The 17204-nt window shown below is 36.8% G+C and carries 16 protein-coding genes; 8 read left to right on the top strand and 8 right to left on the bottom strand.

Translation table 11 applies throughout. The features are described from left to right. Positions 1-57: 57 nt before the first annotated feature. The 3 genes from IPI65_12985 to IPI65_12995 form a co-directional block, all read right to left on the bottom strand. Positions 58-3540, bottom strand: a complete 3483-nt coding sequence (locus tag IPI65_12985; GenBank protein ID MBK7442428.1) for a PKD domain-containing protein — start codon at positions 3538-3540, stop codon at positions 58-60. Positions 3541-3615: 75 nt separating this feature from the next. After that, entirely contained in the window at positions 3616-4329 is a 714-nt protein-coding gene (locus IPI65_12990; GenBank protein MBK7442429.1) for a DUF2071 domain-containing protein, read from the bottom strand. 81 nt (positions 4330-4410) lie between these two features. Continuing rightward, positions 4411-5259 carry a DUF2911 domain-containing protein gene (locus IPI65_12995; protein MBK7442430.1) on the bottom strand — a complete coding sequence of 283 codons (849 nt, stop codon included), beginning with the start codon at positions 5257-5259 and terminating at the stop codon, positions 4411-4413. Positions 5260-5333: 74 nt separating this feature from the next. Between IPI65_12995 and IPI65_13000 the strand changes: the two genes are divergently transcribed. The 6 genes from IPI65_13000 (at position 5334) to mltG (ending at position 11087) form a co-directional block, all read left to right on the top strand. Continuing rightward, positions 5334-6290, top strand: coding sequence for a redoxin domain-containing protein (locus IPI65_13000; protein MBK7442431.1), 957 nt, complete (start codon positions 5334-5336; stop codon positions 6288-6290). A 12-nt stretch (positions 6291-6302) separates the two neighbouring features. Continuing rightward, complete coding sequence (locus IPI65_13005; protein ID MBK7442432.1) at positions 6303-7739, top strand: sugar transferase; 1437 nt, start codon at positions 6303-6305, stop codon at positions 7737-7739. A gap of 55 nt (positions 7740-7794) precedes the next feature. After that, positions 7795-8964, top strand: coding sequence for an O-antigen ligase family protein (locus IPI65_13010; protein MBK7442433.1), 1170 nt, complete (start codon positions 7795-7797; stop codon positions 8962-8964). 121 nt (positions 8965-9085) lie between these two features. Next, entirely contained in the window at positions 9086-9430 is a 345-nt protein-coding gene (locus tag IPI65_13015; GenBank protein MBK7442434.1) for a hypothetical protein, read from the top strand. A gap of 213 nt (positions 9431-9643) precedes the next feature. Beyond that, positions 9644-9976, top strand: a complete 333-nt coding sequence (locus IPI65_13020) for a hypothetical protein (GenBank protein ID MBK7442435.1) — start codon at positions 9644-9646, stop codon at positions 9974-9976. A 64-nt stretch (positions 9977-10040) separates the two neighbouring features. Further along, complete coding sequence (mltG, locus tag IPI65_13025; protein ID MBK7442436.1) at positions 10041-11087, top strand: endolytic transglycosylase MltG; 1047 nt, start codon at positions 10041-10043, stop codon at positions 11085-11087. Here the strand turns inward: mltG and IPI65_13030 are convergent. From IPI65_13030 to murQ, 3 genes are all read right to left on the bottom strand, one after another. Beyond that, positions 11084-11551 carry a DinB family protein gene (locus IPI65_13030; protein ID MBK7442437.1) on the bottom strand — a complete coding sequence of 156 codons (468 nt, stop codon included), beginning with the start codon at positions 11549-11551 and terminating at the stop codon, positions 11084-11086. The two genes, mltG and IPI65_13030, sit on opposite strands and share 4 nt — an antisense overlap. A 34-nt stretch (positions 11552-11585) precedes the next feature. Next, positions 11586-12158: a hypothetical protein gene (locus IPI65_13035; protein ID MBK7442438.1), complete on the bottom strand. Its 573-nt coding sequence runs from the start codon at positions 12156-12158 to the stop codon at positions 11586-11588. 88 nt (positions 12159-12246) lie between these two features. Next, positions 12247-13053 (bottom strand): N-acetylmuramic acid 6-phosphate etherase, encoded by an 807-nt coding sequence (gene murQ / locus IPI65_13040; protein ID MBK7442439.1) that lies wholly within the window; start codon positions 13051-13053, stop codon positions 12247-12249. 80 nt (positions 13054-13133) lie between these two features. Between murQ and IPI65_13045 the strand changes: the two genes are divergently transcribed. Continuing rightward, a complete protein-coding gene (locus tag IPI65_13045; GenBank protein MBK7442440.1) occupies positions 13134-13364 on the top strand; it encodes a (4Fe-4S)-binding protein in 231 nt (76 codons plus the stop codon). Positions 13365-13437: 73 nt separating this feature from the next. Beyond that, positions 13438-14550 carry a hypothetical protein gene (locus IPI65_13050; protein MBK7442441.1) on the top strand — a complete coding sequence of 371 codons (1113 nt, stop codon included), beginning with the start codon at positions 13438-13440 and terminating at the stop codon, positions 14548-14550. A 17-nt stretch (positions 14551-14567) separates the two neighbouring features. On the opposite strand, the gene IPI65_13055 is transcribed toward IPI65_13050, so the two are convergent. Both IPI65_13055 and ftcD read right to left on the bottom strand, forming a co-directional pair. Continuing rightward, entirely contained in the window at positions 14568-15479 is a 912-nt protein-coding gene (locus tag IPI65_13055; GenBank protein MBK7442442.1) for a M23 family metallopeptidase, read from the bottom strand. A 1-nt stretch (position 15480) separates the two neighbouring features. Next, positions 15481-17145 carry a glutamate formimidoyltransferase gene (gene ftcD, locus IPI65_13060; GenBank protein ID MBK7442443.1) on the bottom strand — a complete coding sequence of 555 codons (1665 nt, stop codon included), beginning with the start codon at positions 17143-17145 and terminating at the stop codon, positions 15481-15483. Positions 17146-17204 lie beyond the last annotated feature (59 nt).

The raw sequence follows: 17204 nt of genomic DNA on the forward strand, positions 1-17204 counted from the left end.
ATAAACATAAAAAAAGCCTGCAAATATTTTTGCAGGCTTTTTTTATGTACAAAAATATTATTCAATAATAAATGGAATACTGATATTACCATCTTGTGTTTGGATGGAAATAAAATATATGCCTTTACTTAATCCCTGCTGATTAATTACTATCGTATTTTCACCCTTGTTTATATTATTTATATGGGTATAAATAATTTCGCCTAATGCATTTATCATTTGAATTGTGGCCATTCCTGCATTTACACTTTCAATACCCAAATTAAAATAACCCTGATTTGGATTCGGAATTATTTCAGCATTTACAACGGCATCAATATTATTGACAGGAATAAAATTCGCTGAAACATTAATATTATCCAGATATAAGGCTTGTCCCCAATAACCAATATTGCTAAAATAAAATGTAACATTATCGGAACCTGCAAAAGCAGTCAGGTCAATTGTTTTAGTTTCCCATTCATCTGCTGCAGGATAAAAAACATCTGCGGTATAACCAGGACCGGTTGCTAAATCATCGCCGCCTGCATAAAATAATTGTGTTTTTGTTGCACCACAATCTGTTGAAACTAAAATTTGTAAGGTATCCATATAAATACCACCGTAAGGACGATAAGCAACATCAAAATTTAGCGTTGCAGTAGTTACATCATCCATATTATATTTTGCAGAAATTTCATCTACAGCACCACCTTGCAAATCAGTGTAATAATTATTAAAAAACATACTGTTTTCGCCAATGGCATAAGCGGAAGCAAAATCTGCTATAGCCCATCCTCCGGTTTCACCACCATGCCATCCTGATGCAAAACTGCCTGTTTCAAAATTTTCTGTAAGTGGTAATACAGATTCAGGTAATGAACTAACAATTGCTGTTTTAGTTACGCTTTCAACTGAAGCACCATCTGTTATCGTTAATGTAACATCAAAACTACCGCCGGTTGGATAACTTACGGTTGGATTTTTTTCTGTTGATGTTGCAGGTAATCCACCGGGGAATTCCCATAAATATGTTGCACTTGCAGAAGCTGTTGAGCGATCAACAAATTTGATTTCATCACCGGAACAATAAAAATAAGGAAATGCAGTAGAAAAATCGGCAATTAGTGCAGAAGGTTCATATAAAAACGATTCCCATATACCAATATTCCAGCTTGCTAATCGCAATTTATTATCGCGATAAAACGGAATTGTTTTTAATGCATCAGTAACAAGCGGTAAATCATCACCATGTTGCAGCCAGTCGATAAATGTATTTGTTCTGTAAAATACTGCCGCTTCTCTTACGGTTAAATAAACACCACCATCGGTTCCAAACTGATGTGTAATGGCAGCAGGATGTAAACCATTTAATGTACCTGTTGTGATATTAGTCCAGGTATCACCACCATTTGTACTGTGATACACTTTATTGCCATCTGACCCAAAAGTATACGCAATCCATAATTCATTTGAATTATTACCACTTAAGGTAAATATTAAATCGCGTTTTGCTTGTGGTAAATCAATATCAGTCCAGCTTACACCACCATCAGTTGTTTTCCAGAGTTTACAATTTGAGCCACCAATATTTTGTGTGAGATAAATTATTTTTTTATCTACTCTGCTTTGTTCCACCCATAATACTTTATTTCCTGTAGTTCCACCAAATGTGTAAATAGGAGCGAATGAACTTCCGCCATCAACACTTTTCCAAATACTATTATCGCGACCCATGTAAGCATAATTGTAATAATCCCAATCAAACTGAATGCGTGAACTGGAATTATACCAATAACTTTCATTTGGTGTATTAGAAAACGATAAAAATGACGCAACACCATCAATTTCTTCCGGCAATTCAACACCACCAATATCACTCATTAAACAAATACGTTCATCACTTGGTTTAATATAACCTGTTGCAGCTTCACCGCCACCTAATGCTAAAAATGTTCCTGCAGGATAATTTTCGTAATATCCGCCATTACCGTTGTGGTATCTTCCTCCAACCATCACATCTTCCTGCCAACCCTGATCAAATCCCCAAAAATTAGAAGCCTGCAATCCATTACTTCTGCTTTCATGTGTTTCAACCCAATCGGTTGTAAAATTTACACCACCATCTGTTGCCATCCATATTTCTTCAGTTGTAGGTGAAGTTTTATAAATTTTTGTCTCCTGATTATCGGGATGGAAATAAGGTAAATAACCCATATATCCGCCAACGGCATCATAACTTGTTGCACCATCTCCGCTTTTCCATAAATTTAATCCGCCCACCAAAATTTTATTTTCATCTAATTGTGAAACTGCAATTGTGGTGTTGTAATATATCTGGTCATAATCGCTGGTATGTCCGTCGAAATCCATCAAATTAGGATGTGTATCCACATTGTAAGGCATACCGATTAATCCATGTGGAAAATTCCAGTTTTCTCCTGCATCATTGCTCACATAAACACCAATTGTTCCACGCAATTGTAAAGTGGCATCTGCTGTACTTTCTCCAACCAATAAAACATATACTTTATTTGGATTAGCTTCAGTTACTCCAATTCTTCCACCCTGACTGGTAATTTTTCCGGCATCAGCAGCAGGAACAGAAAACCATCCGGTATTATATGTAGTAAATGAAACACCATAATCAGTTGATTTTTTAAAATAAGGAATTTTTGTTGCAGGGTCATATTGTAAAGTATAAATTACTGAAGCATCATCGGGTTTAACTGCCACCGACATACAAAAATTATTTAGAATCAGTGTCCAGTTTTCACCACCATCTGTACTTCTATAAAAACCCTGTTCGCAACCTGCATAAACAATAGCCGGATTTTCAGGATTATAAACAATATCATAAGCAGTAATATAAATCGCCTGAAAAGAGGCATCACCGGTAATATGCCATGTTGCTCCGCCATCTGCAGTTTTCCATAATTCACCTTGTGATGTTGCAATTACTTCATCCGGATTATTTGGGTTCACTGCAAGAGCACGAATGGTATTCATGTAATAACCTTTTGTTACATGTTCCCAGTTTAATCCTTTATTTGTTGTTTTATAAACACCACCGGTTTCACCACCGCAATACAATACATCAGGGTTCGATAAACAACGATCTAAACTGTGAATGTTAGCATGATCGGAAACGGGAATACTTGCTGCACCCGCATCATATTTTACTGTATAATGTAATTCAGGCCCGGCGAAGGTCCAGGTAGTACTCCTACTGCCTTCACCACTGTGCAATTTATTGCGTAATAAAATATTTTCTTGCAATGCTAAATTATCAGGAATAATAATATCGCCGTTTTCATTTGCATATTGCCGCGCTGTAATTGCCCATCGGCTATAATATTTCGTATAATTATTTTCTTCGTAAGGATGTGTTTTGTAGTAAGCTTCAAAAGCAGATGCTACAGCAAATACATTTGGAGTATCTGCATACATTAACTGAACCCATTCAGGTGCATCGGGTTGTAGTATGGGTTTAATTAAACCCGACTGACTAAATAAAAATGTTGGGGAAGCGAGCAGAAGAAATAAAATAAATTTTTTCATAATGTGGTAATAAAAGATTTCAAATTTGATGCGGCTTAGCTTATTAAAATTACATAATGTTTATAATAAATTAATTTATGTTATCGGATAACCTTTTCTAACCAAAACAGGACTACCTGCTGCAAATAAAACAGAATGTGGTTGCGCCTGGTTTAAAAATGCAAAGTTACGGCCATACAAAGTTTCAAAATTTGTTTGAATAGAAAAATTAATCAGCGGATGCACATTCCATCGCGGATGTTCAACGCCGTATTGATTTGTTTGTGCAGCATCAATGGCAGCGTAACCCCAATAGTGTTCGGTGATAAATTCTTCTATGGAATCTGCTGCAATAGCTTTTGTTTGCAATTGTGCAGTTGCGGCAAATTTACTTGCTTTTCCCCATGTATAGTTTGCAGTAATTACATCAGCAGATTTACTTATTTGCCCTGCTGTTGGCATGGTAACATAATTTTCATTAAACAAGGTATTAGCAACAAAGGTGATCATACTTCGCGGGACAATTTCTTTTACGAAAACCACGCCGCGTTTCCATTCACCATTATCCTGATGTTTTACATATAAACGCAAATTAATTTCAACAAAATTAGTATGAAAAGGAAATTTAATGCCCATTACAGCGGTATTCAAAAATTGAAAAGCGACCAGACTAACCAGATGTTCACCTTTGTAGGTATCTAATACCGTTTTTGCCGGCAAATAGGGTTGTAAAATTGCCGGGTCACAGATATAATTTGCGATTAATAAATTTCGCCATTCCGCACGTAAAAAAACTTTTTGTTCGGGCATAATTATAAAATAAAAATACCGGGGAATGCCCGGTATTTAAAATAATTTAAAAAATATGATATAAAAGATACAATTCCATCATTATTTCTTTTTCCATTCGGCTAAACTTGCAGCAACTGTTTGTGCAAAACCGGTATTTTTTGCTTCAGTAGCCATGGTATTTGAACGGGTTCCAATTTCAATAGCTTCTTTATACATACCGTTTGCAGCATAAGCACGTGCAAGTGTATATAAATTCCAGTAGCGTTCACCCTGAGCAGTAGATTTTTTTGACCATTCCATTGCTAATTTAGCATCTAAATTATAATCAAGGTAAAATTCTGCAGCATCATTGTATAAACCCAAAGTATTTTCTGCGGATTTAATGGCAGTCTCAATATTCTGTTTGCCCTGCTCAACAAAGTCGTTCGAAATTTCAAAACTTACTTTTGTTGTTTCCCAGATGAGATCAACCATAATACTTTTGTCTTTCACATTACTGAAACCAATGGTAAAAGATTCGGTTGAAGTAGTAGCTGTAGGTTTAACTGTAAAACGCATCACATCTTCTTCCTGCTTATAACCACCTGTTCCCCATAATTCGGTGTTTTTATTAATAATGATGGTCCATTCGGTTTGGCCGGGAATGGTAAACAATGAGTATGAACCTGCTTCAACTTTTTGGTTGTTGATCATTACAGTGCCTTCAATTTTAAGCTCTGTGGCTTTATTGGCGCCTGTTCTCCACATTTCACCGTAAGGCACTAAACTGCCAAAAATGGTGCGTCCCTTCATTGCAGGGCGTGAGTAAGTTATGGTTGTTTGGGCAAGACCGAATTTCTGGCTTACCTGTGCCCATGGGCTCGGTTGCGGAAGTTCAAGGTCTTGTGCCGTTGCGGTTTGAGCTACAATTGTTAGCAGCGTAAAACAAAATAAAATGTATTTCTTCATCGATTGAGTATTTTTGATACGCAAAGTTAAACAAAACACCCCCACTTTTGTTTAACCCCTGTATTTCAGCAATTATGACCAGTTTTATTAGAACAAAAACGAACGCAAGTATCTTTATTTCCGCACTGTACTTCATTATATGGAGTATTGTAGTGGTTTTATTTCCTACTATTTTATCATCAGTGGTTATTGATACCGGTAAAACCCCTGTTATTTTTTGGGATTTCATGAGCGTCATCACTTTTGTGCTCGGTATTGGCATGATGATAGCTGCCGCAAACCCTTATAAACACTGGACAATCATCCTTATCGTATCATTATTTCACATCGGTATGATTGGCGGATTTATTTTCGGTTATTCCATCGGATTTTTTAATAATTTATTCATACGTTTCATCATTTTTAATCATTTTATCTGGTTGATTCCTAATGCAATTGTGTTGTATAAAGTGTATCGCCGCAGTTTTGATACGGATAAAATGATGATCGAAACCTTCAACAACGACGACTACCCACTTTCGATGTTTGATACTAATGATGGCAGAAATTTGGGTGAAATGAATGAAAATAACCAGGTAATGCTGGTGTTTTTAAGGCATTTTGGCTGCCCTTTCTGCAAAGAATCACTTATAGAACTGGCTGCGCACCGCAAAGAACTGGAATCGCGTGGTATTACTATTGTATTAGTATATATGATAGAAGCTGAAGCCGCAAATGCCTATCTGAACGAATATGGCCTTGCCGATTTAGCTCAGGTGAGCGACCCTGAAGAAATTTTTTATAAATCTTTCCGCCTGCGCCGTGGCAGCTTTGTCCAACTGTTTGGACTTAAAGTGTGGCTGCGCTGGATTGAACTGGGCTTCAAAAAGAAATTATTTAATACCAGTCCGGCAGGTAATGTGGCCCAAATGCCCGGTATATTTTTAGTTGAAGAAGGCAAAGTGATTAAACAATACGTGCATAAGTCGATAGCCGACGCACCCGATTACCGATTCTTCCTGGAGCCGGGCGACAATACCAGTTACAACTAACAAATGTTATTTTTGTGCATTCACATTGTGGCTGCTCAAAAAAAATATGACTACCGTTTTCTGTTCAGAAGGTATATTCTGATAACAGTCGACGTAGTATTGATTCTTGCAGCACTGTTTTTATATGTGCGTTTTTTTCACCCCAACGCATTACAATCATATCATACTTTTACCGATAATGTTTTATGGATTGTAGTAATTGTAGTGCTCTGGTTTTTTTATTCCTACCTATTTAATCTCTATAAATTATCAAACGTTGACCGAATTACAACGACAATAAAAAATACGGTGCTTACAGCAGTGCTAACTGCTCTCACGTATTTATTTATGCCCTTTTTGAGCCCCACTTTCCCTGAAAGCCGATTACCTGCTTTTGTACTCATGGGTGCCATGATTGTGCTGGTATTATTATGGCGCATGTGTTATGCAGCATTTTTTGTTCATCCCATTTTAACCAAAAAGGCTATAGTAGTTGGAGCAGGATATACAGGAAGAGAAATTGTGCGCACTTTATTACATAACCCTTCTATTTATCATAATACCGGTTATAAAATTTATGGTTATATAGATGATGATACTACCAAAACCGGAAAAGTTTATGATACATTAAAAGTATTAAGCACCGGTGCAGACCTCGTAAAATATGCAAAACGCTTAGATGTTGATGAAATAATTTTGGCGATTCCCGAACAGGAACGTTTAAGTGCAGAATTATACAGCGGATTAATTGATTGCGAAAATGCCGGCATTCAGGTGATACAGGCAACTCAAATTTATGAAGAACAAACAGGAAGGTTAATGATAAAAATTAAAGGCAATGATTATCATTTAACCAACCCTTATAGCATTGTTCATAAAGATAATGTGTATGCCTTTTTTAACCGCGTAATTAATATCAGTTGCGCATTAATTGCCGGCGTATTTTTTTTATTGGTATTACCTTTTGTTTGGCTTGGTAATTTGTTGTTCAGTCGCGGACCATTATTTTATTCGCAGGAAAGGGTAGGAGAGAACAATAAAAAATTCAATATCATAAAATTCCGCACTATGATTGTGGATGCGGAAAAAAATTCCGGACCACAATTTGCTCAAAAACGTGACCCGCGAATTACCAGAGTAGGAAACATTTTACGCAAAACCCGCCTCGATGAGTTACCACAGTTCTGGAATATCTTACGTGGCGATATCAACCTGATTGGCCCAAGACCGGAACGCGAATACTTTGTGGATGAACTGAGCAAACAAATTCCGTTTTTTAAACTGCGCAATGCTGTAAAGCCCGGACTCACAGGTTGGGCACAGGTTAAACACCATTACGCCTCCGATTTTGATGATACACTCGTAAAACTGCAATACGACCTTTATTATATAAAACACCGCTCACTGCTGCTCGATATGATAATTATTTTTAAAACAGTTGCAGTAATGATTAAATTTAAAGGCACTTAACGAATTTATCTTGAATTTATACCGGCGTAATATTCCTGAAAAAATTGTTTTTGGCATGATATGTTTCATTGCCATGCTTATTCCGGTGCATAAAACACTGGCATCTCCAATGTTAATTTTATCGTTTGCCGGAATATTAGTTAGCGGGAGTTACGGATTTAAATTGGATCAATTAAAAGAAAATAAACGTTACCTGTTATTTGCGGCGCTGTTTTTAATTTTTGTTTATGGTTATTTTATTTCCTCCGATATGGCAACTGCTGCCCGCGATTTGGAAATCAAATTATATTTATTTGCCATCCCGGTATTTTATGTAATGCTTAAACCATTTAGTGAAAAAGAAAAACGAATTGTGTTATGGCTTTTTGTGGCTACCTGCATCTTGTTTATTATTACCGCATTAAGTATTGCACTATATCATTTTATTAGTACGGGAGAGAATCATTTCTACTATAAAGATTTACTTGCGTTTACACCATTACACCCATCGTATGCCGGAATGTTTCAGGCCTTTGCTGCGGTGATAATCGTAATGCATCTGCTGACAAACTGGAGTATTTTGTCTTCCAAACGAAAATTCGGTTTACTTGCTGCCTTGCTGTTAATTACCTTATTTATTTTTCTCCTCACAGCAAAAATGGCAATTGCATCTATATTTATATTGTGTAGCATCGCATTTTATGTTTGGGGTAAACAATATCTTGGCAAACAAAAAACAATACTTATAATAATACTGGGAAATATTTGTGCCCTGGGAGCCATGTTAAGTTTACCGTATACCAGAGAGCGCATAAAATTATTGTTTACTTATAATGAAGTTGCATATGATAATAGTGTAAACTCCAGAAAAGAAATCTGGAACGCAGCCACGGATGTAGTAGCCCAAAACCCGATTTTGGGAACCGGAACCGGTGATGCGGAAGCTGATTTGATTCAGGCCTATGCAAACAACGGATTTAAACTCGGTGTGGAAGAAAAATACAATGCGCATAATCAATATCTTCAAATACTGGTAGAAACCGGCTGGCTGGGGCTGCTGTGTTTTGCAGGCTTCTTCTTTTTATGCTTGCGCCTGGCCATTAAACACAAAAATTACCTCTACCTCGCCTTTTTATTGCTTTGGCTGGTCAATATCAGCACCGAATCCATGCTGGAAACACAAAGTGGTGTAGTTTTTTTTAGTTTCTTCAATGCCTTGCTGGCACTGGATTTCAGGAAATTTTAAGCACCTTTTTACGCGGTTTTGTAAATTTTTTTTAGCTATGCTGTAACTTTTATATGGGCTGGTTCGCCATATGTTCAGAACGTTAGAAAAAACAATTTAAATCATTTCAAAACCAAATATTATGAAAAACTTATTTACAATCGCCGCAATCCTTTTAAGCACATCATTATTCGCAGGAAACGAAAACAAAAATTTATCTGATGCTGAAAAAGCAACAGTACTTACAAATATCGCCGGATTAATTGGTGATGAAACAGTACTTAATGAATTAGGTATCAATGGTCAGGCAGATGTTACTGTTGTTGTTGACGAAAATGGTGTTATGCACGTTGAAGAAGTACAATCAACTGATTATTTATTAGAATATCATATCAGACAAAGTATTGATGGCGCAAAAATGATTGTTAATGAATCGTTAGTAGGTAAAACAGTTTCGTTTATCATGAACGTAGTGCAGTCGAAGTAACATGTCATCCACTTCGGTTGCGTGAGACCTCCATCAGGAGGTCTTTTTTTTTGTCCGATATTTTTTTTGTTAATACATTTTCACACATCTTAATAAAATATTATAACACAGAAATGTAACCTTTTTGTCATAATTCCCTCATATATAAGTGATTTATCACAAGCAACTTTGCAGCAGAAAATAAAAGATTTATTCCACTAAAAAATATCAATTATGAAACTAACTATTTTAATTATTGCTTTCCTGTTTTCCACAAAAATGTTTGCAGGAAATGAAACAAGCTGTTCATCTGAAAATATTAAAGAAAATATTGTTGAGATGATTTCGAATAAAACACCGCCTGCCGATTTCGATTTGGAAGGAATTGTAACCATTCAATTTACGGTAGATGAAAACCAATTGATTCATATTAAATATATCAATACCGGTAACACTTTTTTGGCAGACCATGTTTTGGAATCGCTGCAAAATAAGGTGCTGAACTGCGATTGTGCCCAGCCCGGAACTGTATATGTGCTGCGATTACAGTATGTGCAATACAGCTAATTTGACAGCTACTATCGTCAGGTAAACAATGCTTTGTTATTTTTGTACTGTCAAAGGCTTTGATATGGCTGTTAAAAAGAAAACATTGTTTATAGTTGCCGGTGTGCTGTTTGCAGTAATTACAATTGTAATGCTGTTTGGATATAGCACTTACCGGAAAATTGTGATGCCAAATGTGGCATCAGATGAAGCCGTTTCCATTTATGTAAAAACGGATGATAACCTCGAATCAATTTTAGCACAAACTGCGGCAGCCGGTATTTTTAAAAATCAGGATTCCTTCGAATGGTGGGCCACCCGTCAGCACATGGGAAATCACCTTTCTGCAGGTCGTTATTTAATTGAGCCGGGAATGAGCAATAGGGAAGTGGTGAATTTAATTATGAGCGGGCGACAAACTCCTGTGAATGTTACGTTTAATAATATCAGAACAAAAACCGATTTTGCTAAAAGAATTGGTGAACAATTAATGGCAGACTCACTCGATTTTATGCAGTTGTTTGATTCAACTGCTTATCTCGAAAAACTTGGTGTGAATAAAGATAATTTTATGACATTATTTATTCCAAATACTTATGAATTGTATTGGAATACTTCTGCCGAAGGATTTATTACCCGCATGATAAAAGAACATGATCGTTTTTGGACTGCGGCGCGAAAAACAAAAGCAGATAATATCGGACTCACACCGCAACAAGTTTATATTCTGGCTTCCATTGTTTATTCTGAAAATGAAAAAGCAGCTGATGAAGCACCAAGAATTGCCGGTGTATATATGAATCGTATTAATAAAGGCATGAAACTGGAAGCCGACCCAACTGTAAAATTTGCAATTGGCAATTTTGCAATTAAACGTATATTATTCGCTGATTTAGAAATTGAATCTCCTTATAATACTTATAAATATACCGGCTTACCTCCGGGTCCCATTCACATGCCGCCAATTGCCTATATTGATGCTGTATTAAATTATGAGCACCACAATTATATTTTTATGTGCGCAAGTGGCGATGGTTCCGGATATCACTTATTTGCAAAAACACTGGCCGAACACAACCGCAATCGCGACATTTATATTGCTACATTAAATAAACAGGGTATTCGTCGTTAATATTGAACCTCAAATGAACCCGGAAATATTTGGTTCAAATGGTGTTGCAGATGTTTAATGTAATCTTCTGCAAGCCAAATTAATGTGCGTTCAGAAATAGTATCTTTTCCGGTATCAACTACATGTAAATAATTTTGCTCAGGCATTTGTTCCCATACTGCAGTGATTTGTTTATTTAATAATGCCCATAAAGTAATCAGTTCATCTTTTTGCATGTGCTGATATTGATTCGCAATCACCCAAAAATCCTGGTCATAAACAATTTTTACATGTTGCTGATACTGACCAACTACAAAACGACGTAAATTAGAATGCGCCGAATCAATGAGGTGACCAATAATTTCTTTTTTACTCCATTTTTCAGGATTGGGTTTGTTGGCTAAAACATCTTCAGTGAGTAAAGAAAATTTTTCCGAATAGGTATGAATAATATGCAGCAGTTCTGATGATAATTGTTGTAACATGGTAATGAATTATTTTTTTTGGGGAGATGACATTTTACCCTACACCAAGCCGTTTTTGCATCACTGTTTCAACCAGTAATGCCAGCGCCTGAGGTTTGTATTTTCGCCAGTTGAGCTGATTAAACGGTGCGCCAATCAGCATATAGCGGTCAACATGTGCGCGAATCATTTCATCTTCCACATGTTCGCGGAAATTAATTGCGGCAATCCAGCCATCTTCAATATCGTCAAACCATTCTTCGTAATAATCATCTTCGCCACCGTGAAAATTCAGTACATTTTCTCCAATCAGAATAAATTTATTGATACCATTATGTGTAAGCTCATCAATAACATCACGCTTAAGAAACATAATATCATTATACAAACAGTCGTTCCACTCACCAATAAATTCCATTATCGCAACGCCGGCTTCGTAATCGGCATAAATAATTTTCATATACAAAGTCGCCGAACCAAACTCATCCCATTGAGGATGAATAAAATAGTTATATATCGTATTTGTAAATTCAAACTCACTGTATTCCCTTCCGTAAAAAGGACTCAACTCATCTTCCTCCGATGAATAGAATTCGCGCCAATTATAATAAGGTTCTATTTCCTGCATATCCTGATAAACGTCCGCAAATTATTTTGTATTTTGGAAACAAAAAAATTTATTTTATTAATAAAAAATGAATTTTATTTCATAATTTTCACTTCCTGAAAGCAAGAACAGCTTTTTTTACACTGCCTTCTTTTAACAATTCTTTTTTAGCAGCTTCATAATTTAATCCCGTTTGCTCCATCACCATTTTTGTCCCCCGGTCAATTAATTTATCATTACTTAACTGCATATTTACCATTTTGTTATCTTCCACACGTCCTATTTTTATCATAACGGCCGTTGAAATCATATTTAAACATAATTTCTGTGCAGTACCACTTTTCATTCTTGTTGAACCGGTAACAAACTCCGGGCCTACTACAACTTCAATCGCATAATCGGCCTGCGCTGCTACCGGCGAACCGGCATTACAAGTGATACTTCCGGTTAAAATATTGTTTTCGCGACAAGCTTTCAAGGCACCAATTACGTAAGGAGTAGTTCCGCTTGCTGCTATCCCGATTACCACATCTTTTTCACAAACATGATGGGCCAGTAAATCGTTCCAGCCCTGTTTAGTATCATCTTCTGCATGTTCAACTGCTTTGCGAATAGCAGCATCACCACCTGCTATTAAACCGATAACCAAACCCTGCTCCACACCAAAGGTAGGCGGACATTCACTGGCATCAACAATGCCCAGTCTGCCCGAAGTGCCTGCACCAATATAAAATAATCGCCCTCCCGTTAACATGCGGTCCGCAATTTCATCTACCAGTTTTTCAATTACCGGTAACACTTTTTCAATTGCATGCGGAACCGTTTTATCCTCATTATTCATATTTTGCAATAATTCGGCGGTGCTCATTTTTTCAAGATGGCGGTAATTAGAGGTTTGTTCAGTTGTTTTTTGCATGCAATTCGATTTCATTGCAAATTAACCTAATAATTTTTTTATTCACCATAAATACGATAATATTGAATAAAAATAACAACATGGCAGGCGACGTACTCAAATATTCAAATGGTGAGGTAACCATTATCTGGCAGCCAAAATTATGCACGCATTCCGGCAATTGTGTAAGGGGTTTACCGGGCGTTTTTAACAGCCGCATTCGCCCTTGGATTAACCCGCAAGGTGCAGACACTGAAGCAATTATTGAGCAGGTAAAAAAATGCCCTTCAGGTGCACTCAGTTTTGTGATGAATGATGAAATAAAAAAGTAAGTTAAGGCATTCAATTGCTTGCAATAAATACTTGCGACTCAGGCATTAATGGGAAAACCTGTATTTTTACATAATGCATGAACAGGTAAAGTTGCTTAAAACCATTGGTTTAATTAATGGATATGATGGAAGTATTGCACTCCAGCAATATTTAAAAAACTGGTTTCGCGAAAATAAAAATGCCGGTAGTCGCGACAGGAAAATTTATACTGCGTTGCTGTATAATTATTTCCGTATTAAAGGTGCAGCAACTGAGTACGACCAGCAGGCTTTAGTTGTTCAGGCAGCAGCGTTGGATGAAGTTACACATGGTTTATACGAAGTATGGAAAACAGAACTGCCCGATGCAACGTTTGCAATAAAACAACAAATTCCGTTTCCACTTGAAAATAAAATTTCATCTTCAGTAGATAAATCTGCCTTATTTACCGCATTAAAATCGCAACCCGCGGTTTTTATTCGTGTAAAACAAGCTATGCTCGAAGAAGTAAAAAAGGAATGCACGAACAAAGATTATTTTTTTACAGTGGAAGGAAATACCCTGCGTTTTACAAAAAATTATCCCCTCACCGAAATGAAAACCTTTGCTAATGGCGATTTTGAAATTCAGGATATTGCATCTCAACAAACCATACAATTAATTCAGCCACAAAAAAATGAAGCGTGGTGGGACTGCTGTGCAGGTTCAGGTGGAAAATCGCTGATGCTCATGGCGCAACAACCACAAATACAATTGTTTGTTTCCGATATCAGAAAAAGTATTTTGGATAACCTGAAAGAACGATTTACCAGAAACGGAATATTGAATTACAACGGACTTATTGTAGATTTGACAATAAGTGATACGTATAAACGATTACCCTTATTTGATGGCATTATTGCAGATGTTCCCTGCAGTGGTTCCGGCACCTGGACACGCACACCGGAATGGTTGTCGTTTTTTGATGAACAGTTGTTGAAGGAACATATTACTCGACAACGCGACATTATTACCGGTATTTGTAATCAACTTAAACCAGGAGGTAAATTAATTTATTTAACCTGCTCCGTTTATCAGGATGAAAATGAATTAAATGTGGAATATTTCACACAACATTTACCATTAACTTTAGTAAAACAACAATATTTTCAATATTCTGCTGAAGGAGGTGATACTTTATTTGGAGCTGTTTTAGTCCGCAATTAATTTATAGTGTAAAAATATTATTCAGGTTCGGAAGTAATAATATCATTCATATTTAAAAATCGGCCCTCAAAACGAATAGGCACCATCATATTTACAGACCGTTCAGTTTTATAAACCTGAATATGTAAATGTGGTTCAATACTGAAACCGGTATTGCCTACCAAACCAATTACATCGCCTGTTTTAATGGTATCACCGCGTTTAACGGCAATTGAATTTTTTTGCATGTGACAAATTAGAATTTTAATATCACCGGTTCTGATCACCACATGATTGCCACCCCGTTTTTTTATATTTGTTGTCGGCGGAATATTTTCTTCCACACCATCATAATAAGTAATTATTGTGCCATCACATGGACTGAAAATGGTATCGCCATAAATGGTATAATCATTTACATTTTTTGAAAAAAGCTGATTGCCACGTTTTTTATTTTCGTTGAGTTTAACAATATCGATCGCATACGAATGGGGTGTATTATAACGATGTACGGCATTGCCAATTTCAGAATCACCACCCTGCATAATCGTGTAACTGCCATTGCGCAAGGGGAAAGCCAGTTCTACAGCATCTTCCTGCGTTGAACCACCATTGTAAATTTCAATATTGGTGTAAGCAAATAATACAATAAATATGGAACTCACAATAACGCCGCGACGACTGGAAGGTTTAGGTTGTGCGGAAATACTTTTAGTTTTTCTCCAAAAAAGAATTACAAAAATGAGCACATAAATAGCCGGTATTAAATAGCGCCAGTTAAATCCCAAATACGGCCATGCACCTGCTTGAAAAATAAATAATAACAGCAACACAAAAAGTACAAGTGCTGCCCACCAGTTATAATTAAACTTGTTTTTTTGTTTAATTAAATTCCATAACGCAGGAAATGGCAATAATAATGTTAAAAAAACATACTGATAAATGAGCATGTTATTTTATTTTGTTATAAACAATATCCAAAATTTCTTTTTCCATTTTTTCAGCCTGCGCAACCAATTGTTCGCCGGCAGCAATTTTATTTGCAGCCATTACTTTATCACTTAATCCGCCCGCATTTATTTTAACATTTAAAAATGCACCAATCACTGCAGCCCTTGCGCACAAAGCACCTACACCCGCATCACTCACCGAATTCGGATTGCCGAAATCCGCCATGGCTTTAATGGTATCCATACTTTCCAAACTTAATTCCATTACTTTAAATGGAATATTGATGGCGTTTAATGTAGCATCCTGAATGGCTTTTTTACGCGCATTTTTTTCATCATCATTTGATTTAGGTAAACCAAATGCGTTCATAATTTGATTAAACGCATTGGTATCTGCATCAACCATTTTTAATAATTGATCTTTTAAATGCTGACCTTTTTCTGCGTAGTCTGAAAATTCTTTCCAACGTTCATCCCATCCTTTTTTATGTGATGAAAGATTGGCCACCATTGTTGCCAGCGAAATACCCAAAGCACCAACATAAGCAGCAATACTGCCACCGCCTGGTGCAGGGCTTTCACTTGCCGTTTCATTTGCAAATGCACGCAAATTCATTGAAATTAATTTGCCAATTCTTTCCTTGCCATATAATTTATATTCAATAATTTTTTCCTCCGGATTAAAATCAGCCAACTCATCTAAACCCATACTTTTTATAGCAATGCGAATTAATTCTTCATCACTCACACCCACACTGCGTTCCTGTTGTTCCAGAAAATATTTTCCGGCATCCAGCATACATTGTAACGGAATTAATCCAACCAATTCACTGCCGGTTACGCGAATACCTCTTCGAGTTGCACTTTTATTTACTTCATTAAAACCAATATGCACAGGTGTAACATTTATATTGGTGAGGTTCATCGAAATTTGTGCAATACCATATTCTTCAATATACCAGCCAATTGCTTTTACGCTTTTGCAAGTGCCCGGAATACGCAATGGTTCGCCATGAGCATCTTTTTGTCCCGACGGATCAACACGACCATTTTCGCGCACATCAAAGGCAATAGAATTTGCGCGACGAACGCTGGTGGTATTTAAATTCACATTAAAAGCAACCAAAAAATCGCGGGCGCCAATAATACAATTGCCTGTTTTCGGATTAAATTTTTCACCATAATCCGGTTTCCATTCGGGTAGTAATATTTTTTGTTCTATACCTTCATATTCACCTGCGCGCACGTTTGCCAGGTTTTTTCGGTGCGGTGCAGAAGCAGCACTTTCATATAAATACACCGGAATACCCAGCTCATTGCCAACACGTTCGCCTAATTTTTTGGCGCAGGCGATACAATCGTCCATAGTAACATTGGCTACGGGAATAAACGGACAAACATCAGTTGCACCCATACGCGGATGTTCACCCTTGTGTTTGCGCATATCAATCAGTTCAGCAGCTTTTTTAATGGCTCTGAACGCCGCTTCCACCACAGCATCCGGCGTGCCCACAAAGGTCACCACTGTGCGGTTTGTAGCCTTTCCCGGATCCACATCCAGCAACTTAACCCCTTCAACCGTTTCAATAACGTCGGTAATTTGTTTAATAACAGTCATATCACGGCCTTCACTAAAATTGGGCACACATTCGATTAGTTGTTGCATAAAAAAAATTTGTCCAAATATAGGGGGTAAATTGCAGTTATTGCGATAATTGTGGTGTT

The organism is Bacteroidota bacterium (genome assembly GCA_016706255.1).
In the GTDB taxonomy this organism is placed as follows: domain Bacteria; phylum Bacteroidota; class Bacteroidia; order Chitinophagales; family BACL12; genus UBA7236.